This is a genomic window from Bacillus sp. ZY-1-1 (assembly GCF_003047165.1).
GTDB lineage: Bacteria > Bacillota > Bacilli > Bacillales > Bacillaceae > Bacillus > Bacillus velezensis.
In genome coordinates, this window is record NZ_CP027061.1 from 761,128 (window position 1) to 787,895 (window position 26,768).

27 protein-coding genes and 1 pseudogene are annotated in these 26,768 nt (G+C 47.9%); 19 read left to right on the top strand and 9 right to left on the bottom strand.

What is annotated here, in order from left to right; all coding sequences use genetic code 11:
- Positions 1-170 precede the first annotated feature (170 nt).
- The 11 genes from C5I45_RS03940 (at position 171) to C5I45_RS03990 (ending at position 10,006) form a co-directional block, all read left to right on the top strand.
- The gene (locus C5I45_RS03940; RefSeq protein WP_025853869.1) at positions 171-1,115 is read left to right on the top strand and encodes an ABC transporter substrate-binding protein; all 945 of its coding nucleotides are present in this window, start codon (positions 171-173) and stop codon (positions 1,113-1,115) included.
- A complete protein-coding gene (locus C5I45_RS03945; RefSeq protein ID WP_003151785.1) occupies positions 1,078-2,124 on the top strand; it encodes a FecCD family ABC transporter permease in 1,047 nt (348 codons plus the stop codon). Before C5I45_RS03940 ends, C5I45_RS03945 begins: the two co-directional genes overlap by 38 nt.
- The gene (locus C5I45_RS03950) at positions 2,121-3,347 is read left to right on the top strand and encodes an ABC transporter ATP-binding protein (RefSeq protein ID WP_003151786.1); all 1,227 of its coding nucleotides are present in this window, start codon (positions 2,121-2,123) and stop codon (positions 3,345-3,347) included. The genes C5I45_RS03945 and C5I45_RS03950 overlap by 4 nt, the downstream gene beginning before the upstream one ends.
- Complete coding sequence (locus C5I45_RS03955; protein WP_025853870.1) at positions 3,344-3,913, top strand: cob(I)yrinic acid a,c-diamide adenosyltransferase; 570 nt, start codon at positions 3,344-3,346, stop codon at positions 3,911-3,913. The genes C5I45_RS03950 and C5I45_RS03955 overlap by 4 nt, the downstream gene beginning before the upstream one ends.
- A 164-nt stretch (positions 3,914-4,077) precedes the next feature.
- A complete protein-coding gene (locus C5I45_RS03960; protein ID WP_014305787.1) occupies positions 4,078-5,346 on the top strand; it encodes an MFS transporter in 1,269 nt (422 codons plus the stop codon).
- 166 nt (positions 5,347-5,512) lie between these two features.
- Entirely contained in the window at positions 5,513-5,893 is a 381-nt protein-coding gene (locus C5I45_RS03965; RefSeq protein WP_003151789.1) for a protein liaI, read from the top strand.
- 13 nt (positions 5,894-5,906) lie between these two features.
- Complete coding sequence (gene liaH, locus C5I45_RS03970; protein WP_003151791.1) at positions 5,907-6,584, top strand: stress responsive protein LiaH; 678 nt, start codon at positions 5,907-5,909, stop codon at positions 6,582-6,584.
- A gap of 105 nt (positions 6,585-6,689) precedes the next feature.
- Positions 6,690-7,559, top strand: a complete 870-nt coding sequence (liaG, locus tag C5I45_RS03975) for a LiaG family protein (protein ID WP_025853871.1) — start codon at positions 6,690-6,692, stop codon at positions 7,557-7,559.
- Positions 7,560-7,585: 26 nt separating this feature from the next.
- On the top strand, positions 7,586-8,317 hold the full coding sequence (gene liaF / locus C5I45_RS03980; protein ID WP_003151794.1) for a cell wall-active antibiotics response protein LiaF: 732 nt from the start codon (positions 7,586-7,588) through the stop codon (positions 8,315-8,317).
- Positions 8,314-9,396: a two-component system sensor histidine kinase LiaS gene (liaS, locus tag C5I45_RS03985; protein WP_003151796.1), complete on the top strand. Its 1,083-nt coding sequence runs from the start codon at positions 8,314-8,316 to the stop codon at positions 9,394-9,396. The genes liaF and liaS overlap by 4 nt, the downstream gene beginning before the upstream one ends.
- Positions 9,374-10,006, top strand: a complete 633-nt coding sequence (locus tag C5I45_RS03990) for a two-component system response regulator LiaR (RefSeq protein ID WP_003151798.1) — start codon at positions 9,374-9,376, stop codon at positions 10,004-10,006. Before liaS ends, C5I45_RS03990 begins: the two co-directional genes overlap by 23 nt.
- Positions 10,007-10,048: 42 nt before the next feature.
- Here the strand turns inward: C5I45_RS03990 and C5I45_RS03995 are convergent, their stop codons facing one another.
- From C5I45_RS03995 to C5I45_RS04005, 3 genes are read right to left on the bottom strand one after another with little or no spacing between them, the layout of a single operon-like run.
- Positions 10,049-11,161, bottom strand: a complete 1,113-nt coding sequence (locus C5I45_RS03995) for a Ger(x)C family spore germination protein (RefSeq protein WP_003151800.1) — start codon at positions 11,159-11,161, stop codon at positions 10,049-10,051.
- Entirely contained in the window at positions 11,158-12,258 is a 1,101-nt protein-coding gene (locus C5I45_RS04000) for a spore germination protein (protein WP_003151802.1), read from the bottom strand. Before C5I45_RS04000 ends, C5I45_RS03995 begins: the two co-directional genes overlap by 4 nt.
- The gene (locus tag C5I45_RS04005; RefSeq protein ID WP_107994246.1) at positions 12,233-13,675 is read right to left on the bottom strand and encodes a spore germination receptor protein GerAA; all 1,443 of its coding nucleotides are present in this window, start codon (positions 13,673-13,675) and stop codon (positions 12,233-12,235) included. Before C5I45_RS04005 ends, C5I45_RS04000 begins: the two co-directional genes overlap by 26 nt.
- Before the next feature lie 116 nt (positions 13,676-13,791).
- Here C5I45_RS04005 and C5I45_RS04010 point away from each other — a divergent pair, with 116 nt between their 5' ends.
- Both C5I45_RS04010 and fumC read left to right on the top strand, forming a co-directional pair.
- Entirely contained in the window at positions 13,792-13,977 is a 186-nt protein-coding gene (locus C5I45_RS04010) for a YvzF family protein (RefSeq protein ID WP_003151806.1), read from the top strand.
- Positions 13,978-14,044: 67 nt separating this feature from the next.
- Positions 14,045-15,433, top strand: coding sequence for a class II fumarate hydratase (gene fumC, locus C5I45_RS04015; RefSeq protein ID WP_003151808.1), 1,389 nt, complete (start codon positions 14,045-14,047; stop codon positions 15,431-15,433).
- Positions 15,434-15,469: 36 nt separating this feature from the next.
- Here the strand turns inward: fumC and C5I45_RS04020 are convergent, their stop codons facing one another.
- A complete protein-coding gene (locus C5I45_RS04020; RefSeq protein WP_014305782.1) occupies positions 15,470-16,345 on the bottom strand; it encodes a TetR/AcrR family transcriptional regulator in 876 nt (291 codons plus the stop codon).
- 178 nt (positions 16,346-16,523) lie between these two features.
- Between C5I45_RS04020 and spxO the strand changes: the two genes are divergently transcribed.
- The gene (gene spxO, locus C5I45_RS04025; RefSeq protein WP_003151811.1) at positions 16,524-16,688 is read left to right on the top strand and encodes an anti-adapter protein SpxO; all 165 of its coding nucleotides are present in this window, start codon (positions 16,524-16,526) and stop codon (positions 16,686-16,688) included.
- A 27-nt stretch (positions 16,689-16,715) separates the two neighbouring features.
- Here spxO and C5I45_RS04030 read toward each other — a convergent pair whose 3' ends face one another.
- On the bottom strand, positions 16,716-18,071 hold the full coding sequence (locus C5I45_RS04030; protein ID WP_014305781.1) for a two-component system sensor histidine kinase CssS: 1,356 nt from the start codon (positions 18,069-18,071) through the stop codon (positions 16,716-16,718).
- Complete coding sequence (locus C5I45_RS04035) at positions 18,068-18,745, bottom strand: two-component system response regulator CssR (protein WP_007410069.1); 678 nt, start codon at positions 18,743-18,745, stop codon at positions 18,068-18,070. Before C5I45_RS04035 ends, C5I45_RS04030 begins: the two co-directional genes overlap by 4 nt.
- Positions 18,746-19,021: 276 nt before the next feature.
- Here C5I45_RS04035 and C5I45_RS04040 point away from each other — a divergent pair, with 276 nt between their 5' ends.
- Positions 19,022-20,383 carry a S1C family serine protease gene (locus C5I45_RS04040; RefSeq protein ID WP_043867411.1) on the top strand — a complete coding sequence of 454 codons (1,362 nt, stop codon included), beginning with the start codon at positions 19,022-19,024 and terminating at the stop codon, positions 20,381-20,383.
- 45 nt (positions 20,384-20,428) lie between these two features.
- Here the strand turns inward: C5I45_RS04040 and C5I45_RS04045 are convergent, their stop codons facing one another.
- Both C5I45_RS04045 and C5I45_RS04050 read right to left on the bottom strand, forming a co-directional pair.
- Complete coding sequence (locus C5I45_RS04045; RefSeq protein WP_014305778.1) at positions 20,429-20,893, bottom strand: Dps family protein; 465 nt, start codon at positions 20,891-20,893, stop codon at positions 20,429-20,431.
- A gap of 88 nt (positions 20,894-20,981) precedes the next feature.
- Positions 20,982-21,824, bottom strand: a complete 843-nt coding sequence (locus C5I45_RS04050) for an oxidoreductase (protein WP_014305777.1) — start codon at positions 21,822-21,824, stop codon at positions 20,982-20,984.
- A 139-nt stretch (positions 21,825-21,963) separates the two neighbouring features.
- Here C5I45_RS04050 and C5I45_RS04055 point away from each other — a divergent pair, with 139 nt between their 5' ends.
- The 4 genes and pseudogenes from C5I45_RS04055 (at position 21,964) to C5I45_RS04070 (ending at position 25,552) form a co-directional block, all read left to right on the top strand.
- A complete protein-coding gene (locus tag C5I45_RS04055) occupies positions 21,964-23,745 on the top strand; it encodes a M3 family oligoendopeptidase (RefSeq protein WP_024085774.1) in 1,782 nt (593 codons plus the stop codon).
- A 119-nt stretch (positions 23,746-23,864) separates the two neighbouring features.
- Positions 23,865-24,302 carry a YusW family protein gene (locus C5I45_RS04060; protein ID WP_015387740.1) on the top strand — a complete coding sequence of 146 codons (438 nt, stop codon included), beginning with the start codon at positions 23,865-23,867 and terminating at the stop codon, positions 24,300-24,302.
- A 155-nt stretch (positions 24,303-24,457) separates the two neighbouring features.
- Complete coding sequence (locus tag C5I45_RS04065; RefSeq protein ID WP_003151820.1) at positions 24,458-25,282, top strand: ABC transporter ATP-binding protein; 825 nt, start codon at positions 24,458-24,460, stop codon at positions 25,280-25,282.
- 2 nt (positions 25,283-25,284) lie between these two features.
- Positions 25,285-25,552 (top strand): annotated as a pseudogene (locus C5I45_RS04070) (YusU family protein).
- Positions 25,553-25,726: 174 nt separating this feature from the next.
- Here the strand turns inward: C5I45_RS04070 and C5I45_RS04075 are convergent.
- The gene (locus C5I45_RS04075; RefSeq protein WP_003151824.1) at positions 25,727-26,767 is read right to left on the bottom strand and encodes a ketopantoate reductase family protein; all 1,041 of its coding nucleotides are present in this window, start codon (positions 26,765-26,767) and stop codon (positions 25,727-25,729) included.
- Between the last annotated feature and the right edge of the window lies 1 nt (position 26,768).

The window sequence follows — 26,768 nt, forward strand, 5'->3', positions numbered from 1 at the left end:
CACCATTGTGTAACAGTATACATGATGAATTTTAGTGTGTACGAACAATTTGCTTTCATGCAAAAAGGCCGGATATACAAGCCTTAAAGACTTATAGTATAATTACTGCGAAAAAAGGATACGAATGTCAAAGAGACAATCGTTTACCATAATCAGGGGGAGTTAAAAGAATGAAGAAGATCACTGCCGTCTGGGCGGCGCTCTTGGTCACCGCCTTTGTGATCGCCGGCTGTTCCGGCGCACAGGAAGAAGGAAGCGCGGCCAAACAAAAAGCCGTCTCAACCGAAGCATTCCCGGTAACCATTAAGGATGCCGCGAACGAAAAAGTAACCATAAAGCAGGCACCGGAAAAAATCGTTTCCCTCATGCCGAGCAATACGGAAATTACATACGCGCTCGGACTGGGAGATAAGGTCGCAGGCGTCACGACAAATGATACATATCCGAAAGAAGCCGTAAAAAAACCGAAAGTCGGAGATATGAATGTGAACGCTGAAAAAGTCATCGCGCTGAAGCCGGATCTCGTGCTTGCCCACGCGTCCTCTATGTCCTCTTCCGCCGATGCGATGAAGCAGCTGAAAGATGCGGGCATCACCGTCTTAACGGTCAATGATGCGCAATCGTTCCAAGATGTGTACAAATCAATCAGCATGATCGGAAAAGCGGCCGGCAAAGAAAAGCAGGCGGATCAGCTGATCCAATCGATGAAATCCGACCTTACCGGCATAGAAAAGAAAGCGGCGGCCATTTCTGAAAAAGACGAGAAGAAAGTATTCGTCGAAGTGTCTCCTGACGGCTACACGACGGGGAAAGGCACGTTTATGAACGAAATGCTTGAAGATATACATGCGAAAAACGCCGCCGGCAGCCAGACCGGCTGGGTGCAGCTGACGGATGAAGCGATTGTCAAAATGAATCCGGACGTCATCATTACGACAGACGGCGTAAAGGCCGCTGAAGTGGAAAAACGCGCCGGCTGGGGTGCCGTCAATGCGGTCAAACACCACAATGTCTATTCTGTTGATCCTGACCTTGTCACACGCTCAGGCCCGCGCCTTGTCAAAGGGGTCGAGAAGCTTGCAGAAAGCGTTTATCCTGAAACGTTTAAAAAGTAACCGCCCGCTGGCCTACACGGTCAGCCTGCTGTTTTTAGCCGTTTGTACGGCACTCGGCATTTCAATCGGCAGTCTGCATATTCCTTTATCCGACGTTTTTTGGATCGGGATCGGCCGGACATCCTCTGTCGATCCCATGAATGTAAATATTATGATCAATATCCGCCTGCCGAGAGTCGTTCTGGCCGCTCTTGTCGGAGCCGCGTTATCCATTGCGGGGGCGGCGTTTCAGGGACTTCTGAAAAATCCGCTCGCCGACCCTTATACACTCGGGGTATCTTCGGGAGCCTCGGCGGGAGCCGTTATCACCTTGTTTTTCGGCATTCAGATTCCCGTCATCGGCCGGTTCACACTTCCGGTTGTCAGCATCGCCGCTGCCATTGCGGTTATGGCGGCGGTTCTGTTTTTCAGCCGCCTCGTTCATGCGTCGATGTCGGTTTCGACGCTCATTTTGACAGGCATCATTATGAATTCTTTTCTCGGGGCTCTCATTTCGCTTGTGATTGCTTTAACGGGAAATGATCTGCTCCCGATTGTCCGCTGGCTGTTGGGAAGCGTGTCAATGAGGGGCTGGGGCTATGTCGCGCTGTTTCTGCCTTTTTTTCTGGCCGGGACGGCGCTTCTGCTTATCAATGGCAGAGAATTAAACATTATGACTTATGGAGAAGAAAAGGCAAGGCTGTTAGGCGTCAGTACGGGAAAAAGAAAACTGCTGATGATCGCCGCCGGATCTCTGCTGACGGGAGGAGCGGTTGCCGTCTCGGGGACGATCGGGTTTGTCGGCCTTGTCATTCCCCACGTGACACGGCTTTTGTGGGGGACGGATCATCGCCATTTACTGCCGCTGTCAGCATTGACGGGCGCCGGGTTTCTCATTTTGGCGGATTTGTTTTCCCGCACCGTCATTGAGCCTGTCGAATTGCCGATCGGCATTATGACGGCCTTGGCGGGAGCGCCTGTGTTTGCCTTGATTCTGCTTCGCCAGCATCATGGAGGGAAACGCTTATGATCAGAGTGAGCAGCCTGTCCGGCGGGTACGGGGGCCGGATGATTGTAGAAGATGTCAGTTTTACCGCCGGAAAAGGTGAATTTGTCGGCATACTCGGTCCGAACGGCTCGGGAAAAACAACGCTGATGAAATTGCTGACGGGAATGCTCTCTCCGTCAAAGGGCGAGGTGCTCGTCGCAGGCAGGCCCGCGGGCAGATACAAGCCGCGGGAGCTTGCGAAAATTATGGCCGTTTTGCCGCAGCATACGGAGCAAGCTTTTACATTTACCGTTAAGGAAACGGTGTCCTTCGGCAGATACCCGTATCAAAAAGGACTCTTCAGACAGATGGATCAACATGACGAAGACATTGTCCGGGAAGCGATGGAAATGACGGGCATCGACCGATATGCACAGCAATCCGTCCGCAATCTGAGCGGAGGGGAGCGGCAGCGCGTCTATCTGGCGCAGGCGCTGGCTCAGCAGCCTGAGGTGCTGTGTCTGGATGAGCCGACGACCTTTCTTGATCTCAAATATCAAAAAGACCTGCTTGATACGGTGAAGCGGCTGACGAGAGAAAGAGGCCTGACGGTCATCAGTATTTTTCACGACCTCAACGCCGCAAGCCAATATTGTGATCAGCTCCTGATGATGAAAGACGGACGCGCTTTTCCGAAGCAGCCACCGGATCAGGCTTTGAAAAAAGAGACGATTGAAGACATTTACGGCATTACCGTCAGCGCTGTTGCCCGGCAATCGTCGCCGAAACCGCTGATCGCTTTCATGCCGGAAGCGCGGGAGGAAAGAGAGCCCGCCGGCGTTCCATTCGCCTCTCTGATAAACAAAAGCGGAAATACCGTAACGCTTCATACAGAACGGCCGTTCAGAATGCTGTCAACCGCATCTGACGGCCCGGGCTTTTCGTGGAGCCGCCGGCTTTCCGGCTCGGCGGCAGCTGGTTTGATCTGCCGTACGTTTGATTCGGTTACGATAGCCGTGACTGCGCAGTATACCGTTTGGGTGCTGATCAGCGGACGTTTATCGGAACAGGGATTTGTTCGGCTGTTAACGGCAGCGGCTGAAGCGAGAATGCAGGCTCTTTCCGGCAGACAGGCAAAAGGCGACATTGCCATTTGTGCCTTGCAGACAGGAGAGGCAATGGACGTCCCTCACGCGGAAAGAGCCGTCAGAAGAGGAACCGCGGTATGTGTAAAAGCGGCGGAAGAAGGAGGAATACAACAATGAAGCTGTATACGAAAACCGGCGATAAAGGACAGACAAGCCTGATCGGCGGCAGAACGGATAAAGACAGTCTGCGGGTTGAAAGCTACGGGACGATCGATGAGCTGAACAGCTTTATCGGGCTTGCGCTTGCGGAGCTAGATAATTGTGAGAATTGCGGTGATGTGAAAGCCGAACTCCGAAACATTCAGCATGAGCTGTTTGACTGCGGCGGCGACTTGGCGACGGTCACTGAACATAGAAGCTATACATTAAGAGAGACATCTATTTCCGCATTGGAAGACTGCATAGACCGTTACACGGCTGAAGCGCCCCCGCTTGAGAAATTTATTCTTCCGGGCGGGCATAAGGCGGCTGCTCAGCTTCATATCGCGCGGACCGTCACAAGACGGGCTGAGCGTCTCGTCGTGAAACTGGGCAAAACAGAAGAGATAAACGATACGGTGATGCGTTACTTGAACCGCCTGTCTGATTATTTTTTCGCGGCGGCAAGAGCAGTTAACGCAAGACAGGGCGTTCAGGATATAGAGTATGAAAGAAGCGCCGCGGTATTCCGTGATGATGAATAACGTTTTGTTCAGCCGGCAGCAGCAAGCCGGCTGTTTTTTTATAGAGATATCCATCAATTGAACCTTTATTGACAGAAGGAAAATGTATCTTATGCATTATTGACTGAAAAATTAAAAAATGAGATATTATAAGAAACATTGTAAAATAATGGGGGATTTGATAGATGGATACATATAATAAGAGCGAGAGCATCTGGAATAAAAATTTCACCCTTCTGTTTATCTCGAGGCTTGTTAAATTGTCGGGCGACGGTTTTGCCTTTAATTCCATTCTGTGGTTTTTGATTTTTGACGGGGAAGGCGCGATCGGCACGTCCCTGCTCATTGCGGTCACGTTCCTTCCGGAGGCGATGCTGGCGCCGATTACCGGGCCTTTTATGAAGCAGCATACGCTGAAGTTCTGGATGTATTTCTCCGATCTCACGCGCGCGGCGGTCGTGTTGATCATTCCGGTCTGTTACTTTAACGGTTTTTCTCCTTTATGGTTTGTCATGCTTCTCATGATTTTGCATTCAGCCACGGGAGCCGCTTATAATCCTGCATCTATCTCATTAATCCCCAATATTGTCGGAGAAAACAGCCTGCAGAAAGCGAATGCGGTCATCCAGTCATCAGGCCAGATCGTCAGACTTGCCGCCATTACGCTGAGCGGGGTGTTCTTAACATTTATCAGTCCCGCTTATTCTTTGTTTATCGCTCTTATATTCTATCTTCTATCAGGTTTTCTCGTACTCTTTATGTCATACCAAGTCCAGCATGCCAAAGAGGATACCGTCGCCGTCAGACAGCGCGGGACGTATTTCGGAAGGCTCAAACGGGGTTTCGTTCTTGTCAGGAAACACCAGATTTTATACCCGCTCGCCATCTATTGTATCTTCATGAATTTTGCGGCCGCTCCGTGGGAGGCGCTCTCTGCCGTTTATGTCGCCGAAGATTTAAACATGCCGCCGATCATCTACTCGCTTTTGAAAGCGACAGGCACGGGCGGAGCCTTTTTAATGGGTTTTATTTTGGCTAAGGTGAAGGTGAACAAATACGGTCTCCTGTTTGTGTCAGCGGGAATCATAGAAGGGGCGGCATTTTTCATCACCGGCCTCAACACTTTTCTGCCGCTCGTCTTCCTCGCCGCGTTTGCGTTCGGATCTGCCGTCAGCGCGATTAATGTGCCGGAATATACGATTATTCAGACGTCTGTGGACCATGATGATCAGCCGCAAGTCTATGCCGTCATCCATATGATCTCAAACATATCCATTCCGCTCGGCGCGGTTCTTTGCGGATACGCGGCTAACGCCTTCGGTCCCGGAAAAGTCATTGCCGCCGGCGGTCTCGTTGAAGTCCTGTCCGGTCTCGGAATATTGCTCTTTACGAAGCTGGCCAAAGCTGAACGCTCAGATCTCATCAGGGAAAAAGAAGCGAGCATCAGAATATAGATTTTTCGTGAAACGCCCTGCGCCGTCCGGTGCAGCGGTGTTTTTTTATGCGAAGGTCCGGGGGGTTATACGACTCCGGTCTGATATGAAAATCAATCTCTGACTCGTTTTGCCGGCCGCGGGATTTGTTTATAGTAAAGACAAGGAAAACGAAAGGAGGATCTGCATGAATATAAATGTAAAAACGGCAGGCGGCTTTCTGCTGATTGTGTTCGGACTTTCTGTCTTTTTCGGAGGAGGCCATTTCGCATTTATCATCCCGCTGGCGATCGGAGGCCTGATGCTTTACTGGGGAATCAAACGTTTTTCAAAAGGCCGGGCGGTATCGGGCATCATCGCGGGCTTCATCGGAGCTATGATTCTCGTCGGTTCTCTTCCATTTATCGTTGCCATCGGACTGGCCGGCGCCATGGTGTATTTCGGGTGGAAGATGATGAAGCAGGGCGGCTCAGACACCGCTTCCCGCCAGTATGAACCGGAAGCGGCATCACCGGGCTATCAATCCGGATTTGACACTGAATGGGAAGAATTTCTGAAGAAAAAATAAGGAGGAAGACAAAATGGTCTTAAAAAGAATAAGAAATATGTTCGTCGCATCTGTTAACGAAGGGCTTGATAAATTAGAAAATCCGAAAGTCATGCTGAATCAATATGTGCGTGATATGGAAAGTGACATCGCTAAGGCGAAACAAACGATTGTCAAACAGCACACGATCGTCCATCAGTTTAAGAAAAAACAGGAAGACGCCTCCGAAACGGCGGCAAAACGGAAAAACCAGGCTCAGCTTGCTTTTGACGCCGGGGAAGAGGAGCTTGCGAAAAAGGCGCTGACTGAAATGAAATACCTTGAGGGAAAAGCGGCCGAACATGAAAAAGCGTATGAGCAGGCGAAAACACAGCTGGCAGAGCTGAAAGAGCAGCTGGAAACTTTAGAAACGCGCCTCCGCGACGTAAAGGATAAAAAACAGGCGCTCATCGCCCGCGCCAACGCGGCAAAAGCGAAGGAACATATGAACGCTTCTTTCGACAAAATTGACAGTGAAAGCGCCTACAGAGAGTTTCTTCGAATGGAAAGCCGCATTGAAGAAATGGAAGTCCGCGTCAAATACGGCACTTCAGCTGAGGCGAACACAGAATACAGCCGCTCCCAATATTCAGACGAGGTGGAAGCTGAGATTGAAAAAATGCGCTCGCTTTCTCTGGAGAAAACAGAGCATCAAAAAGCGGCTCATGAATAATGTGCACAAGGGAAGATCGGCGCTTTTACGCCTCTTCCCTATACGCACGTATCAATTCTCCGGCTTTTCCTTTATAATAAAATGAATGAAAAAGGATGGAACGTAATGAAGCGTAAGATTGCCAAAGGACTGATGGCGGCGTCCGTTCTGATCTGCTGTCTGTTTTTGGTGAAAGAAGTGTTTGCCGGGCGTTTTTTTCCGCTGTACGAAACAGAAGCGGAATCGGCAAGCATACCGCCGCGTGCCGTCAACAGCCTGTCGGTTTCATCGGAACAGACGGATGTAAAAATCATCGCGGAAGCGCGGAATGATATCGCGGCAAACATGGCGGGACCGGCGGGGAAAATGTTTGTCCAAAGCAGGGGAAAAACCCTCAATCTCAAAGCGAAGGAGAAAGGGTTCCAATTTCTGAATCTCTTTCAGCGTCCCCTGCTGATTGTCCGCATTCCGTATGATTATCACCGGGACATCACCGTCCATACGTCAAGCGGCACCATTGCCGTTGACGGAAACAAGGGGCTGTCTCTTGCGCACCTCGGCGTCCGTTCTGTAAGCGGGAATATGTCGCTGAAGCACGTGAAGACGGATGTGTTTGAAGCGAAGGGGCTGTCGGGCAACCTCACAGCATCAGGCCTTGCGGCGAAAACGGGGGATATCCGCTTATCCTCCGGACATGTCGGGCTTCAACATGCGGCGGGCGCCCTTGACGTGCGGGTCGCTTCCGGCAGTGTCGACGCCTCGCTTGAGACGGCGGATGCTCCCGTATCCGTCAGGCTTGCGAGCGGCAGCGCAGCGATCAGCCTGCCGAAAGACGGAAGTTTTACGGTGAACGCCGAGACGGCAAGCGGAAGGATTCAGCCGTCTTATTCCTTTGAGAAAACGAGTAAGGACGGCGGGGCATTCACCGGTATGAAGGGCAGCGGCGCCAGGCCGATTGATATAAAAGTGACGAGCGGCAATATTGCACTGCAATAGTCAAGGAAAGGAGGGGCAGGCAGCTGATGGCAAAAAAACAGATTCTCGGACTTATCATCGCCTTATTAGGCGTCAGCATGTTTTTGCGTATTATCGGCATCGGCGACTTCTTGTTTTGGCCGCTCTTTTTTCTGATCACAGGCTATATTTTTAATAAATATTCCCGCGGCTGGCTCGGCTCCGTCCTGTATATCTTCGCCGCTTTTTTATTTTTGAGGAACCTGTTCAGCGCCACCTTTAACCTGTTCGGCTATGCCTTCGCCGCCTTTCTCATATACGCGGGCTACAGGCTCCTGAAAGGAAAGCGCGTGTATGAACATAAAGAGAAGAAAATCAATCTTGAAAAAGAAGAGCAGCCAAAGCCTTCCGCCCAGACGGAAAGCAGACAGCCGGACCTCCGCAGCTTTTTTATCGGCGAGCTCCGGATGATGAAGGACCCGTTTGAGCTGAATGATTTAAATGTTTCCGGATTCATCGGCGATGTGAAAATTGATTTGTCAAAAGCGATGATTCCCGAAGGAGAAAGCACGATGACCATCAGCGGTGTCATCGGCAATGTCGATGTGTACGTCCCGCCGGATATCGAAGTGTCCGTCAGTTCATCGGCTTTTATCGGCGATATGAACCTGCTCGGCTCTAAGAAAAGCGGCATGAGCCCGAATCTTTATAAAGTATCGTCTGAGTACGGCGACTCGCCGCGGCGGATTAAAATTTCAATTTCTTTATTCATCGGCGATGTGGATGTGAAGTATTTATGAGGAAAAAATTACTCGCCAATATTCAGTGGCGCGCCATGCGGATGACTGCGGGGCTCAGTCTGCTCCTTTGTGCGGTGTTTATTACGCTGATGCTGCTGTATTACGGGCTTGACCCGATGCTGCTGTTTTCTTCCGGCTGGTTCGGTATTCCGTTTGTGGTCATCCTGCTTCTGGCGTCTCTTTCGGCCGGATTGATTTCCGGTTATGTATACGGCGGCCGCCTGAAAACAAGAATGGATACACTGATTGAAGCGGTTTTGAAATTTGAAAACGGCAATTTCGCTTATCGGGTGCCGCCGCTCGGCGATGATGAAATCGGCCTGGCGGCAGATCAGCTTAACGAAATGGCCAAGCGGGTCGAGCTCCAGGTCACATCGCTGCAAAAGCTCTCCAACGAGCGGGCGGAATGGCAGGATCAAATGAAAAAATCGGTCATCACTGAAGAACGCCAGCGGCTGGCGCGCGATCTGCACGATGCCGTCAGCCAGCAGCTCTTTGCCATTTCTATGATGACATCCGCCGTCTTAGAGCAGGTGAAAGATGCGGATGACAAAATCGTCAAACGGATTCGCATGGTTGAACATATGGCGGGGGAAGCGCAAAACGAGATGAGAGCGCTGCTATTGCATCTGCGGCCCGTCACTTTAGAAGGAAAAGGCTTAAAAGAAGGGCTGATTGAGCTGTTAAAAGAGTTCAAAGCGAAGCAGCCGCTGGATATTGAGTGGGACATCAGCGATACGGGTGTGTCAAAAGGTGTTGAAGACCATCTGTTCCGCATCGTGCAGGAGGCGCTTTCCAACGTTTTCAGACATTCAAAGGCGACCAAGGTCACCGTCAGACTCGGCGCGAAACATCAAAAGCTGCAGCTTAAAGTCATTGATAACGGGGCGGGTTTTACGATGGATCAAGTGAAAGCATCCTCATACGGGCTGCATTCCATCAAGGAAAGAGCGAGTGAAATCGGCGGCATAGCGGAAATTATCTCCGTGAAGGGAAAAGGCACGCAGATCGACGTGAAAGTCCCGATTTATCAGAAAACAAAAGGAGAGAACGACAGTGATTCGAGTGTTACTGATTGATGATCATGAGATGGTCAGGATGGGTCTGGCCGCATTTTTAGAAGCACAGCCGGACATTGAAGTCGCCGGTGAAGCATCAGACGGGCAGCAGGGCGTCGATCTGGCCGCAGAGCTTTTGCCGGATGTGATTTTAATGGACCTTGTCATGGACGGCATGGACGGCATCGAAGCGACAAAACAGATCTGCGCGAAACTCAATGACCCGAAAATCATCGTGCTGACGAGCTTTATTGATGACGACAAAGTGTATCCGGTGATCGAAGCGGGAGCGCTCAGCTATTTGCTGAAAACGTCCAAGGCGGCAGAAATAGCAGAAGCCATCAGAGCGGCTGCCAAGGGTGAACCGAAGCTTGAGTCGAAAGTGGCGGGAAAAGTGCTGTCAAGGCTGCGCCATTCAGAGAATCAGCTTCCGCATGAAACGCTGACGAAAAGAGAACTGGAAATCCTCTGTCTCGTCGCGGAAGGCAAGACGAATAAAGAGATTGGTGAAGAGTTGTTCATTACGATTAAAACGGTGAAAACCCACATTACGAATATATTGTCAAAGCTTGATGTCAGTGACCGCACGCAGGCAGCCGTATATGCCCACCGCAATCATCTCGTGACATAAGAAAAGGAGAGCGGCGCCGGCACACTCTCCCGAGGGACGGGGTCATTGGGACATTCCCTTTGTTCCGAAATCCCTGATGGCGACTTTGACTTTGTATTCAATATCCGATTCACTGAAGTGATGATCCCAGTCAGAGGATATCTTTTTCCATTTATCAGGATAATGAATCCGGACTTGATCGCCTAACCCGGTAATATCCACTTTCAACTCATGCTGCATGTAATCAATGAATGCCATAACATCTGAATGAATGCTGCGTTTTACCGCGTTTTTGATTTCATTTATATAGGACTCCTTGAAAGAATCTTCTTTCGGATTCCAATCCTCAGACAGACGGCCTTCAACAAACCGGGTGACGATAAACTTGAATTTTCCGTTTTTATATTGTGTTTTTACATTATATTTGCTGGAAAATACCTCGAAAGATAAATAATAATTGTCATGCTTTGCAAACGTGACGCCTCCCTTTACCGTGCCTGTGAACAGGTTCATATTCTGGACTTGTAAAGGCGTTAAATTCGCATACCAGAATTTATTTTTAATAATGGTAGCGCCCCAGATTTCCAGTCTGCTGCCCACTTTGCGCACTTGAGGAAGGGCAAAGGTTTCGCCCTTGGCGATTTTCTCGGATATTTCCCCCAATGTCACGGGCTCCATCATCCGGATGGTGACCGAATTATTCTCCGTTAAGTCATAGATCGTATTTGACGCAGGTTCTCCCTGGTCACTGATATTGAAAATATCTTTCGTTTTATCCGGCACCGTCATCACATTGCAGCTTCTTCTCGTACCGTTGTCTCTGATAAATTGGTTCATCAATGCGTCAAGCGGAATGTCATCCTTTAACAGCGCTTCGGAAAACAGCATGATACGCAAGTGCTGGGAGAAGGCGGGGTGATTTTTTAACGATGCCGTTCTTAATGCTTGATGGACGGTTTCCCCTGGAGTGGAAGTCACCTTTGTCGTGTCACCTGACGACGACTGCTGAGCACTTGCTTTTTGCGGAACCAGAATCTGCTGTGTCACTTCCACATTTTCTTCCGCGGGTTTATCGAGCCCGACTCCGATAACGAGGCTCAAGTCTTCTAAATTGCGGCTGTCCCAGCACCCGGCCAAAAGCAATGTGCAAAATATGATTACGATGTATTTCTTCATTGCGCTTTTTTCACCTTCCTTTTCACAGCGACGACTGCAAACATCAGTAAAGGCAGCAAAAAGAAAACCAAGAAGATATAGCCGAGAATATCACTGAACAGCATCAGCTTGTTTCCGTCTTTTGGCAACAATGATCCGAAGAATGTCGCGATGCCTACGAAGATGATGCCTTTTTTCTGTTTCAGCCCGAAAATTTTATGAAGAGCTGATGTCGCGAAATATCCGTATGATACATAGGTGGCGAAAAACTGGATGATCCAGACAACAAGCAAAAAGGACTCGAACCTTTCAATAAAAAGCCCTTTGATTTCAAATGATTGAAAGAGCGCGATCGTTGGCCAGATCATTGTTTTGACATCCTGGGTGGTTAAGGCGCCGACGACGAGAACGTAGGTAATGATGTATAAAATAATCGGGATGCCAAAGCCTATGGCCGACATGCGGAATGTGTGCTTTTTATTTTTGAGGTACTCGGGGAGAAACAGCATAATCTCAATTCCCAAGAAGGAAACAGAAACGACGGTCAAGGAAGCCATAACGGGAGAAAATCCCTGCCCGAGCACCGGCCGCAGGTTGTCCAGATCAAATATTTTAAAGCTGAAAGAAAACACCACCAGCAAAATAATGATCGTAATCGTTAAATAGAAAGGAAAGAGCCTGCCGATATCGCTCATGCCGCCGATAATTAAATAAACGGAACAGGCGATAAAGATAAACAGCGTGACCGGCACGGGCGTTCTTTCCAATAAAAAGAACTTGACCATTTCCGCCATCGCCCGGGCTTCGAAGCTGGCGACTCCTATAAAATAGAGACAGATCATCAGATTGACGATATTTCCCGCCCATTTGCCGAGTCCTTCATTCATATAATCAAATAATGATCCGTACTGATGCTTTTTCATAATGAGCGTATTGAGATAAATCAAAAAGATAAAGATGACGCCTTCCAGACATAACGCGATCCAGCCGTCCGGCGAATTTGCCCTGGATGACAGCGCCCGCGGCATGGTGAGGAGCCCCGCGCCGAGCATCGTGTTTGCAATCAATGCTGTCCCTTGATAGCTTGTAAGCTTATTGTGAGTTGTTTTCTGGCTCATTTACGTTTTTCGCCTCTTTTGGTTGATTTTTAATAGGGAGACGGAGAATAGAGTCGTTTGCGTTTTTTAAGCTGAAAAATCCATTCGGCGAGAAATACGGAGAACCGAAGCTTCGCTGTCTCGATAAATGAGTGTAGATCGCCAGCATAAATAAAATCATGCCGTACAGCCCGAAAGCTGCCGCGGTAAACATCGAAATAAAACGGAGCACACGGAACGACAGACCCATCCCGTATTGCGGCACCGTAAATGAAGCGAGCGCGACAATGCTGACCACGATGACCATGATGGAGCTGACAATATTCGCTTCAACGGCCGCCTGGCCGATGACGACTCCGCCCACCAATCCGATCGTCTGGCCGAGCGGGCTGGGAAGCCTCAAGCCCGCTTCCCTCAGCAGCTCGATTGTAATTTCCATTACCATCGCTTCAATGATAGGCGGGAAGGGGACGTTTTCTCTGTTCGCCGCGATGGTGACTGCAAGCGACGTCGGCAGCAGCCCTTGGTGAAACGAAACGAGGGCGATATAAATGGACGAAAAAAACAGCGTGATAAAAATAGACGTAAACCGCAGCACCCGGATGAGCGAGGCGGAAATCCACCGTTCATAATAATCATCGGGAGACTGCATTAAAATTCCTAAAGAAGCCGGAACCACCAGCGCAAACGGCGAGTTGTCGACAAGGATGGCGACGCGGCCGTTGAACAAGGCGGAAGAGACTTTATCAGGCCGTTCCGTATTTTGTATTTGCGGAAAGGGCGAATACTTATTATCCTCAATAAGCTCCTCAAGGGTTCCGGAATCCTGAATGTCGTCCATCTTCACTTCGCTGAGGCGCTTTACAACATCGCTGACGACAGATGGGTCCGCCTTATCATCTATGTACATGACCGTGGCGTATTTTAACTTATTTTCTCCGATCGGAACCTTTTTCGTTTTCAGCTTCGGATGGTTCGTGCGCTGCCTGATCATGGCGACGTTTGTATCAGAATCTTCTATGAAGGCGATTTTCGGACCTCTTACGACCTTTTCGGATGTGGGTTCATTCACGCTTCTTTTTTCTCTTTTTCCCGTGGACAAAATGTATACGCTGTCAAGTCCGTTAATAAACACGGCGCATTTTCCCCGCAGAATGGAGATGACGGCTTCCTTCGACGTAAAGACGGGACGGGCGTTGATCTTATCAAGACGTTTCGCCACCGTATCCAGCGTCAGAGTGTCTTCCTCCTGAAGCAGCGTTTCAATCGCCTCTTTTATTTTGTCTTCGTCGTTCATTTCACTCAGATACATATAATAAAAAACAAGCCCGTTCGGAAGCATCTTTTTATTTTGAACCAGGTCATCATTCTGCTCTACGTGGGGAAGCACCAGTGCCAGGTTAATGTGTATGTATTCCTTGAATTCCGATTGCGCCATCGACAGTCACCCGCCTTCCAATCCTTAATTGAGGTTATCTTTTCCTGTTAAAAAAATGATATACTATGATAAAGTATTTAATGGTACAAGTTTTTTTATGAAAGCGGAGGAGAGATGTGGCACAAGTCAGACTGGCAGGGAATGCCGAAGAAATTGAACAGCTCATCAAATCATTTGAAGCGCATTACGAAGTGGCTTACACGTCGAAAGAATACCGTAAAACAAATCCGAAGTATAAATACTCTAAGGATTCGCGCGTCTATCTTGAGCTGAAATTAAAAACGGCCAAGGCCGAAAAATAAAAAGGGTTTCATCTGTTACTGGCGAATAATACTCAGGGTGAAGCAACTGTTATGGAGGGATACATAAATGGACTACAGAATTGAAAAAGACACCATGGGAGAAGTTAAAGTTCCGGCAGATAAATTTTGGGGCGCTCAGACACAGCGCAGCAAGGAGAACTTCAAAATCGGTTCAGAAAAAATGCCTCAGCGTGTTGTGAAGGCGTTTGCAATATTGAAAAGAAGCACAGCGATCGCCAACGAACGCCTCGGCAACTTAGAGTCTGAAAAAGCACAAGCGATTGCCGCTGTATGTGACGATGTTTTAAACGGCAAATACGACGATAACTTTCCGCTCGTTGTCTGGCAGACGGGAAGCGGCACGCAAAGCAACATGAACATGAATGAAGTGGTGGCCAACCGCGCGACTGCTTTATTGAAAGAAAAAAATTCCGAGCTGAAGATTCATCCGAATGACGACGTCAACCGCAGCCAAAGCTCAAACGATACATTCCCGACGGCGATGCACGTTGCGGCGGTTCTTGCCGTATATGAGCAGCTCGTTCCGGCGCTTGATCAGCTGCGCGCGACGCTTGATGAAAAAGCGAAAGCTTATCAGGATATTGTGAAAATCGGACGCACGCATTTGCAGGACGCCACTCCGCTGACGCTCGGACAGGAAATCAGCGGCTGGGTATACATGCTTGACCGTTCGAAAGAAATGATTCTTGAGTCAACGGAAAAAATCCGCGCGCTTGCCATCGGAGGCACGGCAGTCGGCACGGGAATCAACGCCCATCCGCAGTTCGGTGAATACGTCGCGGAAGAAATAACAAAAGTAACGGGGCAGACATTCAAAAGTTCGCCTAACAAATTCCACGCGCTCACAAGCCATGATGAAATCACTCACGTTCACGGCGCGTTAAAAGCATTGGCTGCCGACCTGATGAAGATTGCCAACGATGTCAGATGGCTGGCTAGCGGCCCGCGCTGCGGAATCGGCGAAATCGTCATTCCTGAAAATGAGCCGGGAAGCTCTATCATGCCGGGCAAAGTCAACCCGACGCAAAGTGAGGCGCTGACAATGATCGCCGCGCAAGTGATGGGAAATGACGCGACAATCGGATTTGCGGCCAGCCAAGGAAACTTCGAGCTGAATGTCTTCAAACCGGTTATTATTTATAACTTCCTCCAGACCGTGCAGCTGCTCAGTGACGGAATGAATTCCTTCCATGACAAATGCGCTGTCGGTATTGAGCCGAACCAAGAGACGATTCAGGAAAATCTCTCTAACTCATTAATGCTTGTTACGGCGCTTAACCCGCACATCGGTTATGAAAACGCCGCGAAAATCGCCAAGCTTGCTCACAAAGAAGGCCTGACGCTGAAAGAAGCGGCATTACAGCTGAACCTTCTGACAGAAGAACAATTTAATGAAATGGTGCGTCCGGAAGATATGGTGCACCCGAAAGCATAAAAAGAAAGAACGGCTGCAGTCATTGCGGCCGTTCTTCTAAATAAACTGCTGTTTCAGTAAAAATCTGAGCTGTTCTGCATCTTCAGCCAGCAGGTCGGATTCCTTCAAATTCAAAATCATTCCTTTGATGATTGCCGGTTTCGGCGACTTTTTCTTCATTTCCGCTTCCAGAATATCCAAGCTCTCGGTGAATTCGGATGCTTGCGCCTTGTCCATCGTGCCGATGCGCGTGCGGAGGGTCTGCAAGATCGATTGGCTTAAAGGATCGGGCTGCCCGTTATGAAGGGGCCCAAACAGTGAGCTTGCCTCATCAAGAGAAATAAATGCTTCATCATGTCTGTCCGCCATTCCGTTTACGATGTCATCAATTCTGTGAATCACGGTATTTGCCAGAAGCGAAGGCTGTACGGACCGGCCGGTCAGAATGAGATATTCAAGATACATCTGACTGATTCCTTCTATTAAAAAACAAAGCTCGGCTGTGTATGGTTCAGCTTTTTCTCCGTAAATAGCAAGAAGACTGTCGATATGAAACTGCAGGATCGACCGGCGGATTCTCTTTCCGCACTGCGCCGCTTCTTCGGTATAAGGAAGTGAACCGTCTTTCATCTGCATGGTAATAAAATCCTGATGGGCGAGAATCGATTCGTAAAACACCGCAAGCTGTTTTTGATAAGCGGCTCTCGGACTGTCACCCTCCGTTTGGATCGTCGTGATTCGGGTAAACGTTTTATCATAGTAGTAATTCAGCATGGATAGGAGCAGTGCTTCTTTGGAAGGAAAGTAAAGATAAAAAGCGCCTTTTGAGATTTTGCATTCATCGGCGATTTCCTGAACCGATGTAGATTTGTACCCTTTTCGGGCAAACAGTTTGATTGCTGCTTCAATGATCAGCTTTTCTTTTTCCTTCAATGGTTCCACCCTTTCGGAGCCAGGAGGCTGGCTTGTGCTTCTCATGTATGACTATATGGTCATATTGATATTCCGTAAATTTAACCTGATTGTAACTTGTTTTTTTGTTTTGTTTTATTTATATTATAAAGTGAGCTGACCGAATGGTCAAAGTTCTGGCGAAAGGGTGAATCTGAAAATGAAAGAATTAGATGAAATGATCAGCCGCTTGCGAAACAGAGGAATTAAAGTCGAAAAGGTGAAATATCCGAAAAAGACAATTTGTGAAAAGAAATGGGTTCATCAATGCCAAAAACCGCTGAAAGCAAACTACAGAGATTTTAACGGCTATTCCTTCACATAAAAAAAGACTGCAATGAAACACTACAGTCTACTTTGGTATGATAATTCGGTAGATTACACCCGATTGGTCATTTTCAATTGAAATTGATGCTTTATGCAGGGTTAAAATCCGTTTTACGATGCTGAGTCCTATGCCGAACTCGCCTTTCTTCCCTTTATTAAAAGGCTCGTACAAGCTGGATAGCATCTCATCCTCAATCGGAGGCCCGTCATTTTTAACCGTCATGACAATCTGCTGCTGATTTTGGCTGATCCGAATGTGAATCGCCGTTTCTGCATAGCGGATTTGATTTTCGAGAATGTTTTCAAGAAGTTTGCTCCATTGTTCCGGATCACCGGGCATCATTAATGCATCTTCTGTATCAACGCTCCACAATAATTCCTTCCGGGCCCATTTGAGCCGTTCAATGACTTCTTCCGTGACCTTCACAATGTCAAATGTCTCATGGTGCACCCGCTGCTTCATTAAATAATCAAGCTTCGTTAAATATAATAAATCCTTAATTTTCTTCTCAAGTTTTTCTGCTTCGCCTTCAATGACATCAATTGTGGTTTCCAGATCCCCCTTAGGAAAAATCCCGTCCTTTATTGATTGAGTATAGCCCCTTATCACCATGACAGGCGTTTTTAAATCATGAGAGATATTTTGCAGGAGCGTTCTTTCCGTTTCATCCTTTTGCACCAGCTTGCTCCGCATGTCTTCAATGGTATGGCCTAATTTTCCGATTTCGTCTTTTCTGTCGACGATGACCGGATCATCCCAGTCCTGTTCGGAAATCCGTTTGACATGCTTCTCTAAGGAAACGAGCGGGCGTGAGAGATATTTGGCAAGCCAAATCGCCGGAATCCAGCTTAACAAAATCACGCCGGCAATGATAAAAAGCAGCTGCTTGAACAGGGTGAATGCCAGATCATCACGATAAGAATCAAGGGCGTAAGACAGCATCATCGCATCCTGGCCGTTAATGGTGAGGCCTTTTTTAATGACGAAAAATACTTTTTCACCGCTGATGTCCGCGCTGTATCGTTTCGTGACGCTGTGCTGGCGGCCCGCGAGCTTGTACACCTTATGGATAAAGGAAGAAGAAAAATAGTTCAAGTCTTTGTCACTGGCCGATTCCTCCCGCTCCGGCAGAAGAACGTGCTGAACGGATCGGAAAGTCGTCGGAGCGGTCGCATCCTCGCTGTAATATCCCCGCTCGATCGATCCGGGCAGCCGGTACTCCGTCAGTACATGCTGTTCATTTTCAATAGTCGTATACGTTTCATCCGTGAAAAAATTACGCAGCGTATTTGAGAACAGCACGAGAAGCAGAATCGAGATGGCTAAGAGGATGCCTGAGATGACCACCCATATTTGAAAAGCAAGCGGCTTATTTTTCATGACGTCATCATCCTGTAGCCGAATCCGTAAATGGTCTCAACCTTTAACCCGGGCATTTTTTTTCTCAGCCTCCGCACAAGGTCATCGACCACCCGGTCAGTGCCGAAATAATCATGGCCCCATATTTTCAGCAGGATATCTTCTCTGGAAAAGGGGTGTCCTTTATGGTGAAGAAATAAAAGCAGCAGATCAAATTCCTTAGACGTCAAATTGACCAGGCTGCCGGTTTCATCATAAACCTCCCGGGCATCTTCGATCACATTGTAGGAAGAAACGGTGATGCCGGTTTTCTTTGCGGCGGGCTGTTCTTTATACACGAGCTCGAGCAGTTTCTGGACCCGTATAATAAGCTCTCTCGGCAAAAAAGGCTTGGCGATATAATCATTGCTTCCAAGCTCTAACCCGAGGACTCTGTCAATATCGGCATCCCGCGCGGAAATGAAAATGACCGGCACATCGGGATCTTTTTCTTTTATTTCTTTTATCAATGTATAGCCGTCCGTATCCGGAAGCATGATGTCAAGAATCCACAAGTGGGGAGACGGCTGCATCTGCTTTCTGGCATCTTCGCCTTTTGTGAAAGATGTAATGTTCCAGCCTTCATTCTCTAAATATTTTGTGAGCAGTTCATTCAGGTTATCCTCATCTTCAACTAGATAAATGGTGTATGACAAGGCATTTCACATCCTTTCAACGTCATTATACTAGTTTTAACATACTCAAGCCGCATTTTCATAATTTCACATATTCTTTTCATTTTTATCCCACAATGTTTGTTTATGATGTGTATAAGGGAAGAAAGGAAGAAAAAAAGCGGGGAAGATAACATGTTCAAACACATTTTGTTTTGGAGCTTTGCTTTTCTCCTTATTATTGGGACAATAGAACTTGTACATGCGATGAATATGTAATCGATAGAATGAAAACATGCTGAAGGAGTGTGCGTGAATATGAACGATCATCGAGATGACGGCAGAAGCCGCGATCAGTCAGATCTTTCACATACGGAACAAAACAGAAATGAACAGCAGCAGATCAGCCATCAGGAGCCCGAGCTGCTTGAAGGGCCCGTCTCGAAAGAACCGGAAAACGAGACGGCTGCCGGTACGGAATTTGAAAAAACGGCTGCCGTGAAAAAAGAAAAAAAAAGGAGAGCCGCTTGGCTGAGCCCGATTTTAGGCGGCATTATCGGCGGAGGCCTCGTGCTTGGCATTGTGCCGAACCTGCCGGGTGAGCAGCATAAGACAGAAGCCGTTTCTGATACGAAACAAGTTCAGTCTTCGAATTTTACGTCAACGCCTTTGAAAAATACCTCAAGCGTAGCGGATATGGTGGAAGAATTGGAGCCCGCGATTGTCGGAGTGTCCAACTACCAAGCTTCGCAAAGCAGCCAGTTCGGACTTGACGGCGGTTCAAGCTCTGAAACGGAAAGCGGCACGGGGTCAGGCGTCATCTTCAAAAAAGACGGCGAAAAAGCGTACATCATTACAAACAATCATGTCGTAGAAGGGGCGAACAAACTGTCGGTCACTCTTTACAATGGGAAAACCGAAACGGCAAAGCTTGTCGGAAAGGATGCCATCAGTGACTTGGCTGTATTGGAAATCAGCTCGTCCAATGTCAAAAAAGCGGCCAGCTTCGGGGATTCCTCCAAGCTCCGCATTGCCGATAAAGTGATTGCCATCGGCAACCCGCTCGGCCAGCAGTTTTCCGGCACCGTCACACAAGGTGTCATCAGCGGGCTGAACAGAACGGTGGACGCCGATACATCCCAAGGCACGGTGGAAATGAACGTGATTCAGACGGATGCGGCGATTAACCCCGGAAACAGCGGCGGCCCGTTAATCAACTCAAGCGGCCAGGTCATCGGGATCAACAGCATGAAAGTCAGTGAAAACGGCGTGGAGTCGCTCGGCTTTGCCATTCCGAGCAATGATGTAGAACCGATAGTCGACCAGCTGCTTGCAAAAGGAAAAGTCGAGCGCCCGTTTTTAGGTGTGCAGATGATTGACATGGCGCAAGTTCCGGAAACCTATCAGGAAAACACGCTCGGACTGTTCGGCGACCAGCTGTCTAAGGGTGTTTACGTAAAAGAAGTGCAATCCGGCTCACCGGCTGCGAAAGCGGGCATCAAATCAAATGACGTCATTGTACAACTGAACGGCAAAGATGTCGACAGCAGCGCCGATATCAGACAGATCTTATATAACCAGCTGAAAATCGGCGATAAAACGACTGTTCAAGTGCTCAGAAGCGGAAGCAAAAAGACGCTGAACGTCACATTAACGAAACAAACTGAAAGCGCAAGCTGAACGCAAAAAAAAGCTGAACCTTCAACTGAGGTTCAGCTTTTTTCGTCATTCTCCCAAGTAGGCTGACAGCATCCACACATGCTTGTCCGCTTCTTCAACTAATCCGACAAACAGGTCGGCAGTTGACGGGTCATTTTGTTCCTCTGCGATGCCGATTACAAATTTTGATTCGCGGCTGATTTGTTTATAGTCTTGAACCAGTGATTTCACCATTTCAGAAGCCGTTTTTTCCTGACCTTCATCCGTAATGGAAGCTTGTTCAAGGTAAGTGTGCAAAGTCGCCGCAGGCTGTCCGCCGATGGCCAGAAGACGCTCTGCGATGGCGTCCGCCGTTTCCGCCGCTTCGTTATACAGTTCTTCAAATTTTTCATGAAGCGTAAAGAAGTGAGGGCCTTTTACATACCAATGGAAGCGGTGCAGTTTAGAGTAAAGGATAAACCAGTTTGATAATTGTGTGTTCATTGATTTCTCAACAAGAGTTTCAGTTTTTTTCGCGTTTTGTGTATTCATATTCATCGTCCTCCCTGTGATCTGTTAATTTAATTATATCACGTATCAAATAAAAATCAATACTAAATTATAATTATTATAATTTAGTTTAAGTGAACAGCTTTTTCTTTATAATCGATTCCCAAGCGGACCACGGAAAGAGTGAGCGGAAAGCCAATGTCAGCTTAACGCCCCTGCCGATCGGATACCGCAGTTTCTTCAGCCGTTTCCTTTGTGCCAATTGATAAATCAGCTCCGCTACGTCATCAGGATCGCCGCTTTTGGATGCGTTGGCTTTGAAGTAAGCTTCAAGGGGCTGATAAAAGCGATAATAAGGCGAGTCTTTGCCGGGCGCCGTAATATGGCTGGAGAGAGACGTCTCCCAAATAGACGTTTTATAGGAGCCCGGTTCTATTAAAGCGGCATCAATTCCTAAAGGCAGAAGCTCGAGGCGCAGACACTCTGTAAACCCTTCAACCGCGAACTTGGAAGAGACATACGGAGATAGAGCCGGGAAACCGGTCAGTCCGCTGATACTGCTGATATTGAAGATTTTCGCCCCGCCATGTTTCCGCATATAAGGCAGCACGGTTTTTGTGACGTGAATCAGACCGAATACATTTGTTTCATACTGCTGTCTGTAATGTTCCATCAGCACATCTTCAATAAACCCTCCGTACGCAGTGCCGGCGTTATTGACAAGCAGCTCAATCGGTCCGAAACCGCTGATGGTGTTCCCGAAGTCAGACACCGACTGCTCATTTGTCACATCTAAAGAAACGACCGTAATATATGCGGATGCACCCGCTTGAGCGGCGGCCTCTTTCAGTATTACAGCTTTCTCCGGCTGTCTGGCTGTTGCGATGACGTGATAAGACCGGGAGAGCTTCAGCGCTGTCAGCATCCCGAATCCGCTCGTCGCACCGGTTACAATGGCAACTTTTCTGTTCATCTTATAATCCTCCCCGTTTGTCGTTTGTTCTTATCTCATAGTGTATAACATCTCGCGGAAAGAAGGAGAAATCGTTCGGAAATATGTCAGAATTGTTTTATAATGGAGTCAGCTTCGGATAGAAAGGGGTAAAGAAAAGATGGCATTAGAGGGATTGAAGGAAACATGGGATTTAAACTCCATTTTTGAGGGCGGGAGCCGGTCGGAAGAGTTTCAGCAATACATACAAGAGCTCAAAAAGCATCTAAGCGCTTTTCAACATGCGGTTGAAGCATTTACAGTTCCGACGCACGCGGATGAAAGCCGGGAGCTGATCAATCTGATTGATAGGTTTGAACGGTCAGCGATCATGATCAGGCAGGCGGGAGCGTTCGTCGGCTGTCTTCAGGCTCAGAACACTCATGATCAGAAAGCGAATGAATGGAGAGCGCGGATCAATCAGCTGAGCAGTGATTTTAAATCCGCTCTGGTCACCCTTGACGATACACTTGCCCGGATTGACGAGCGGGTCTGGGAGGAGCTCCTGCAAAAACCGGAACTTCAGGATCTCACATATGTTTTAAATGAGAGAAGAGACCGGGTCAGAGAGAAGCTCAGCGCTTCAGAAGAAAGGCTGATTGAAGGCCTGGCCGTTGACGGCTATCACGCATGGGGCGACCTGTATAATGCGGCTGTCGGCAGAATGAAGATTCCGTTTGAGGATAAAGAGCTGTCGGTCGGCCAAGCGGAAAATATGATGGCGCACCCGGATCGCCGCATCAGACGTCAAGTGTTCAAAGAGCTTAATGAAGCCTGGAAAGGAGAAGAGGAGCTTTTCAGCAGCACGCTGAACCATCTGGCCGGCTTCCGCACGGAAATCTATAAAGCGCGGGGCTGGAAAAGCGCTTTGGAAGAGCCGCTTGCGATCAATCGGATGAAAAAAGAAACGCTGGATGTCATGTGGCAGGTCATTACCGATCATAAAAAGCCTTTTGCCGAATACCTGAATCGAAAGGCGTCTCTTTTAGGGCTTGAGCGGCTGAACTGGTATGATGTGGGCGCGCCGATCGGCGAGGCTTCGAAAGAATACACATATGATGAAGCGGCTAATCTGATCGTCAGCCAATTTTCGACGTTTGGCAAAAAGCTGTCCGCATTCACGGAAAAAGCGTTCCGCGATCGGTGGATAGAAGCGGAAGACCGCAGCGGCAAACGGGTCGGCGGTTTCTGCACCAGCTTTCCCGACAGCGGAGAATCCCGGATTTTTATGACGTTTTCCGGAAGCGCTTCGAACGTATCGACGCTGGCGCATGAGCTCGGTCACGCGTTTCATCAGGAGGCCATGCTCCAAGTGCGGCAGCTGAACAGAGCCTACGCTATGAATGTGGCTGAAACAGCCTCGACCTTTGCGGAAATGATCGTCGCCGACGCCGCTTTGAAACAAGCGGAGACAAAGGATGAAAAGGTGTTCTTGCTTGAAGATAAAATTCAAAGAAGCGTAGCCATGTTTATGAATATTCATGCGAGATTTTTATTTGAAACGCGTTTTTATGAAGAGCGGAAGCAGGGCGTCGTTCCGGCTGAGAAACTGAATGAACTGATGGAAGCGGCGCAGAAAGAAGCATTTTGCGATTCATTAGGGGAATACCACCCTCATTTCTGGGCGTCAAAACTGCATTTTCATATTACGGGAGTGCCGTTCTACAATTTCCCGTACACGTTCGGTTATTTATTTTCGCTTGGAATATATGCAAGAGCTCTTCGGGAAAAAGCGGATTTTGAAGAAAAATATATCGCGCTTTTGTGTGACACGGCTTCGATGACCGTTGAGGATTTGGCGATGAAGCACCTTGGAGCGGATCTCACGGAACGGTCGTTTTGGGAAGACGCGGTCCGCCTTGCCGTACAGGATGTGCAGGAATTTTTAGAGCTGACTGAATGATAATCTGGAGATGAACCGGCCGGAGCTGTTACCGCTCCGGTTCTTTTTTGTTCCGTGAATGACAGCCGCCTCCCTTGGAAATACCTAAAAACGATCGGAATGGAATGGGAGTGAATCGCATGAAATGGATCAGAACGGCGGGCGTTTTATGTCTTACGCTGATGCTGATTGCCGGCTGCCGATTGAATGAAGAAAAACGGGAAGCGGAACAAGACAGCACACCTGTGTCATCCGAGAAGCCGGTTCCTTACAGCAGCTTTTCCCTGCGCGTCAGCTACGGAGCCGGAGAGCATAACCGCTATGAAGGTTTGTATGAAAGAAAAAGCGGTCATGAAAAGGCGGACATCCGGGACAAGCTCTCAGGGGTTCACAGAGAGGGCGAGGAAGCGCTTGATGAAATGAAGATGATCCTCGGAGAACTTGCCGTAAACGGCCGGATGCAGGAAAGCGAGGTCGTCCGGCAGGTGCTTTCGGCTTTTAATTTGGACAGCCGCTATGACCATTTTTATCTAAAACTGAAAAAGAACGATGGAGAAATGACGGAAATAAAAAAATAACCGCCGCCCGCTGCTTTTTTACCCAAAACTAATTGATAATGATATTCAGAGTCATTAATTTCTGTTACAATATAATCATGATCTCACGTTGAATGTTTAGGCAATTTGTTTATATACATAGTGTTGGGAAACTCAAAAAAGGAGCGGTTAGCGGTATGAGTGCAATTTCTACAGAGACGCTGAGCTTAGGGTACGGAGAGACTGTTATCATTGACGAATTGGATGTCGCGATTCCAAAAGGCGAAATCACTGTATTGATCGGAAGCAACGGCTGCGGAAAATCGACGCTTTTACGTTCATTGGCCCGGCTGATGAAACCGAGGGGCGGTTCTGTGCTTTTAGAAGGAAAAGCCATCGCTAAGCTTCCGACGAAGGAAGTGGCAAGAGAGCTCGCTATTTTGCCGCAGAGTCCGTCAGCTCCCGAAGGCCTGACGGTGCATCAGCTTGTGAAGCAGGGAAGATACCCTTATCAAAGCTGGCTGAAGCAATGGTCCAAAGAGGACGAAGACGCAGTCACAAAAGCGCTAAAAGCGACGAAGCTTGAGGAAATGGCCGACCGTCCTGTGGATTCCTTGTCAGGCGGACAGCGCCAGCGTGCATGGATTGCGATGACACTCGCTCAGGATACGGATATCATTCTGCTTGACGAGCCGACGACTTATCTCGACATGACGCATCAAATTGAAATTCTTGATTTGCTGTTTGAATTAAATGAAAAAGAAAAACGCACAATCGTCATGGTGCTGCACGATCTCAATCTGGCATGCCGTTATGCCCATTATCTGGTCGCCATAAAGGATAAACAGATTTACGCAGAGGGCCGTCCCGAAGAAGTCATCACTTGCGAGCTTGTACAGCAGGTCTTTGCAATGAACTGTCAGGTAACGCAAGATCCGCTGTTCGGCACGCCGCTTTGCATTCCGCACGGACGCGGCAGATGTATCGTGCAGGAAGCGGCCCTCACCGCCCGATTGTCATAATCATGAAAAAGGGAAGGAAACGGTATGGAAGAAAAACTGCAGCAGCAGCTGGACGGCCTGCTTGAGAAATACACGGAACTATTGCTTGGCGAAACAAACCCGGATGTAAAGGAAGAAGTCAGGCAGTGGATTTTGTATACACATATCGCAAAAAGCATGCCGCCGCTCGTCAAACATTGGAATCAATCCTACCCGGACGCCAAAGAGGGCATCAAAGCTGCGATACAGCACATTAAACAGCTCAATGAAGCTCACAGAAAAAAACAATAAAAAGCTTTCGGCATCAAAGAGAGGTGCCGGAAGCTTTTTTTGCTGAAAAGGAATCAATAAAGGCGCCGTTCAATTCATAACGAAGAACTTTAATGTAACTAACACACCCGTTTGTTTACTTGCTGAACCAAGAAAAAAGGACCGCCGCAGCAATCCCTTACTCTTTCCTATATATCACATTTCCTTTCGGATACGTAATAACTCTTCAAATGCTTTTATATTTGTATCAAAATTGGGCACTGTTTGAGATTCCTCGGCACATTTGACTTGTGCTACAACCAAATCATTAAAAGGTGTTGAAATTCCAGTACCTTCTGCCATTTTGGGAATAACTCCATTAATATAATCAATTTCAGTTTTGCGTTTTTTCTCAAGATCCTGAAGCATACTTGCTCTTAAAAGCCTGGATGGTTCCATGGCTGCCCTAAATGTTTGAATACGTTCAGGAATCTCATTTTCACTTTTTAATTCCAAAGATTCTAAATCAAGGCCGCCCATTTTCGCAAATGTGACACCATTGGCGTGTCCAACCTTAATCGTCTCATCTGCGATATGAACTGCGCTGACAATGCCGATTTCATGGTCAAGAATATCACCGTATTCTCCGTTTAATGCTGCCGATAAACCACTGAATGCATTATTGATAAGTAATTTTGACCACTTCGTTCCAACTAAATTATCGGAAATATGTGTTCCGCCGATAAGGTCTAAAACCGATTTAATACGCTGGATTCTTTCTGTTGTTTCACCATTTAATTCTCCAATTTGAAAAGCGTACTCTTTAAATTGAGTATACTCAGTTGTAAGTCTGGATACGCCTGGTTCAATAAACGTAGCACCAAATTCAACAGAACCTGCAATAACACGTTCACCACCAACGATCGAAGCAACTTTCTGTTCAGGTATACCGTTTTGCAAGGAACATACTACACTATCATCCTTTAAAAAAGGCAGTAACTCTTTAAGAATGGAGTCATTATATAATTGTTTCGTCAGGAGCAATATGAAATCATACTTGCCTGACTTGTTTTCAGGGGTAATGGCTTTTACCTTTGCCTGAAATGCCGTTGTACCAACTACTTTAGCACCTATTTGATTTAAAGTATCTACATGTTCTTTGTATGAATCAATTAATTCGACATCCATTCCGCCAGCAGACAGATATGCTCCAACTATGGTTCCTAAAGAACCTGCTCCTAAAATTGCAATTCTCATT

What these genes read in the sequence shown, in the direction of transcription:
- spxO (WP_003151811.1), top strand. Translation starts at nt 16,524, where the DNA reads ATGAAAGAATTAGATGAAATGATCAGCCGCTTGCGAAACAGAGGAATT.
- C5I45_RS03965 (WP_003151789.1), top strand. Translation starts at nt 5,513, where the DNA reads ATGAATATAAATGTAAAAACGGCAGGCGGCTTTCTGCTGATTGTGTTC.
- liaH (WP_003151791.1), top strand. Translation starts at nt 5,907, where the DNA reads ATGGTCTTAAAAAGAATAAGAAATATGTTCGTCGCATCTGTTAACGAA.
- C5I45_RS04040 (WP_043867411.1), top strand. Translation starts at nt 19,022, where the DNA reads ATGAACGATCATCGAGATGACGGCAGAAGCCGCGATCAGTCAGATCTT.
- C5I45_RS04030 (WP_014305781.1), bottom strand. Translation starts at nt 18,071, where the DNA reads ATGAAAAATAAGCCGCTTGCTTTTCAAATATGGGTGGTCATCTCAGGC.
- fumC (WP_003151808.1), top strand. Translation starts at nt 14,045, where the DNA reads ATGGACTACAGAATTGAAAAAGACACCATGGGAGAAGTTAAAGTTCCG.
- C5I45_RS03950 (WP_003151786.1), top strand. Translation starts at nt 2,121, where the DNA reads ATGATCAGAGTGAGCAGCCTGTCCGGCGGGTACGGGGGCCGGATGATT.
- C5I45_RS04055 (WP_024085774.1), top strand. Translation starts at nt 21,964, where the DNA reads ATGGCATTAGAGGGATTGAAGGAAACATGGGATTTAAACTCCATTTTT.
- C5I45_RS03940 (WP_025853869.1), top strand. Translation starts at nt 171, where the DNA reads ATGAAGAAGATCACTGCCGTCTGGGCGGCGCTCTTGGTCACCGCCTTT.
- C5I45_RS04065 (WP_003151820.1), top strand. Translation starts at nt 24,458, where the DNA reads ATGAGTGCAATTTCTACAGAGACGCTGAGCTTAGGGTACGGAGAGACT.
- C5I45_RS03995 (WP_003151800.1), bottom strand. Translation starts at nt 11,161, where the DNA reads ATGAAGAAATACATCGTAATCATATTTTGCACATTGCTTTTGGCCGGG.
- C5I45_RS04050 (WP_014305777.1), bottom strand. Translation starts at nt 21,824, where the DNA reads ATGAACAGAAAAGTTGCCATTGTAACCGGTGCGACGAGCGGATTCGGG.
- liaS (WP_003151796.1), top strand. Translation starts at nt 8,314, where the DNA reads ATGAGGAAAAAATTACTCGCCAATATTCAGTGGCGCGCCATGCGGATG.
- C5I45_RS04045 (WP_014305778.1), bottom strand. Translation starts at nt 20,893, where the DNA reads ATGAATACACAAAACGCGAAAAAAACTGAAACTCTTGTTGAGAAATCA.
- C5I45_RS03960 (WP_014305787.1), top strand. Translation starts at nt 4,078, where the DNA reads ATGGATACATATAATAAGAGCGAGAGCATCTGGAATAAAAATTTCACC.
- C5I45_RS04060 (WP_015387740.1), top strand. Translation starts at nt 23,865, where the DNA reads ATGAAATGGATCAGAACGGCGGGCGTTTTATGTCTTACGCTGATGCTG.
- C5I45_RS04005 (WP_107994246.1), bottom strand. Translation starts at nt 13,675, where the DNA reads ATGGCGCAATCGGAATTCAAGGAATACATACACATTAACCTGGCACTG.
- C5I45_RS04000 (WP_003151802.1), bottom strand. Translation starts at nt 12,258, where the DNA reads ATGAGCCAGAAAACAACTCACAATAAGCTTACAAGCTATCAAGGGACA.
- C5I45_RS03955 (WP_025853870.1), top strand. Translation starts at nt 3,344, where the DNA reads ATGAAGCTGTATACGAAAACCGGCGATAAAGGACAGACAAGCCTGATC.
- C5I45_RS04075 (WP_003151824.1), bottom strand. Translation starts at nt 26,767, where the DNA reads ATGAGAATTGCAATTTTAGGAGCAGGTTCTTTAGGAACCATAGTTGGA.
- liaG (WP_025853871.1), top strand. Translation starts at nt 6,690, where the DNA reads ATGAAGCGTAAGATTGCCAAAGGACTGATGGCGGCGTCCGTTCTGATC.
- liaF (WP_003151794.1), top strand. Translation starts at nt 7,586, where the DNA reads ATGGCAAAAAAACAGATTCTCGGACTTATCATCGCCTTATTAGGCGTC.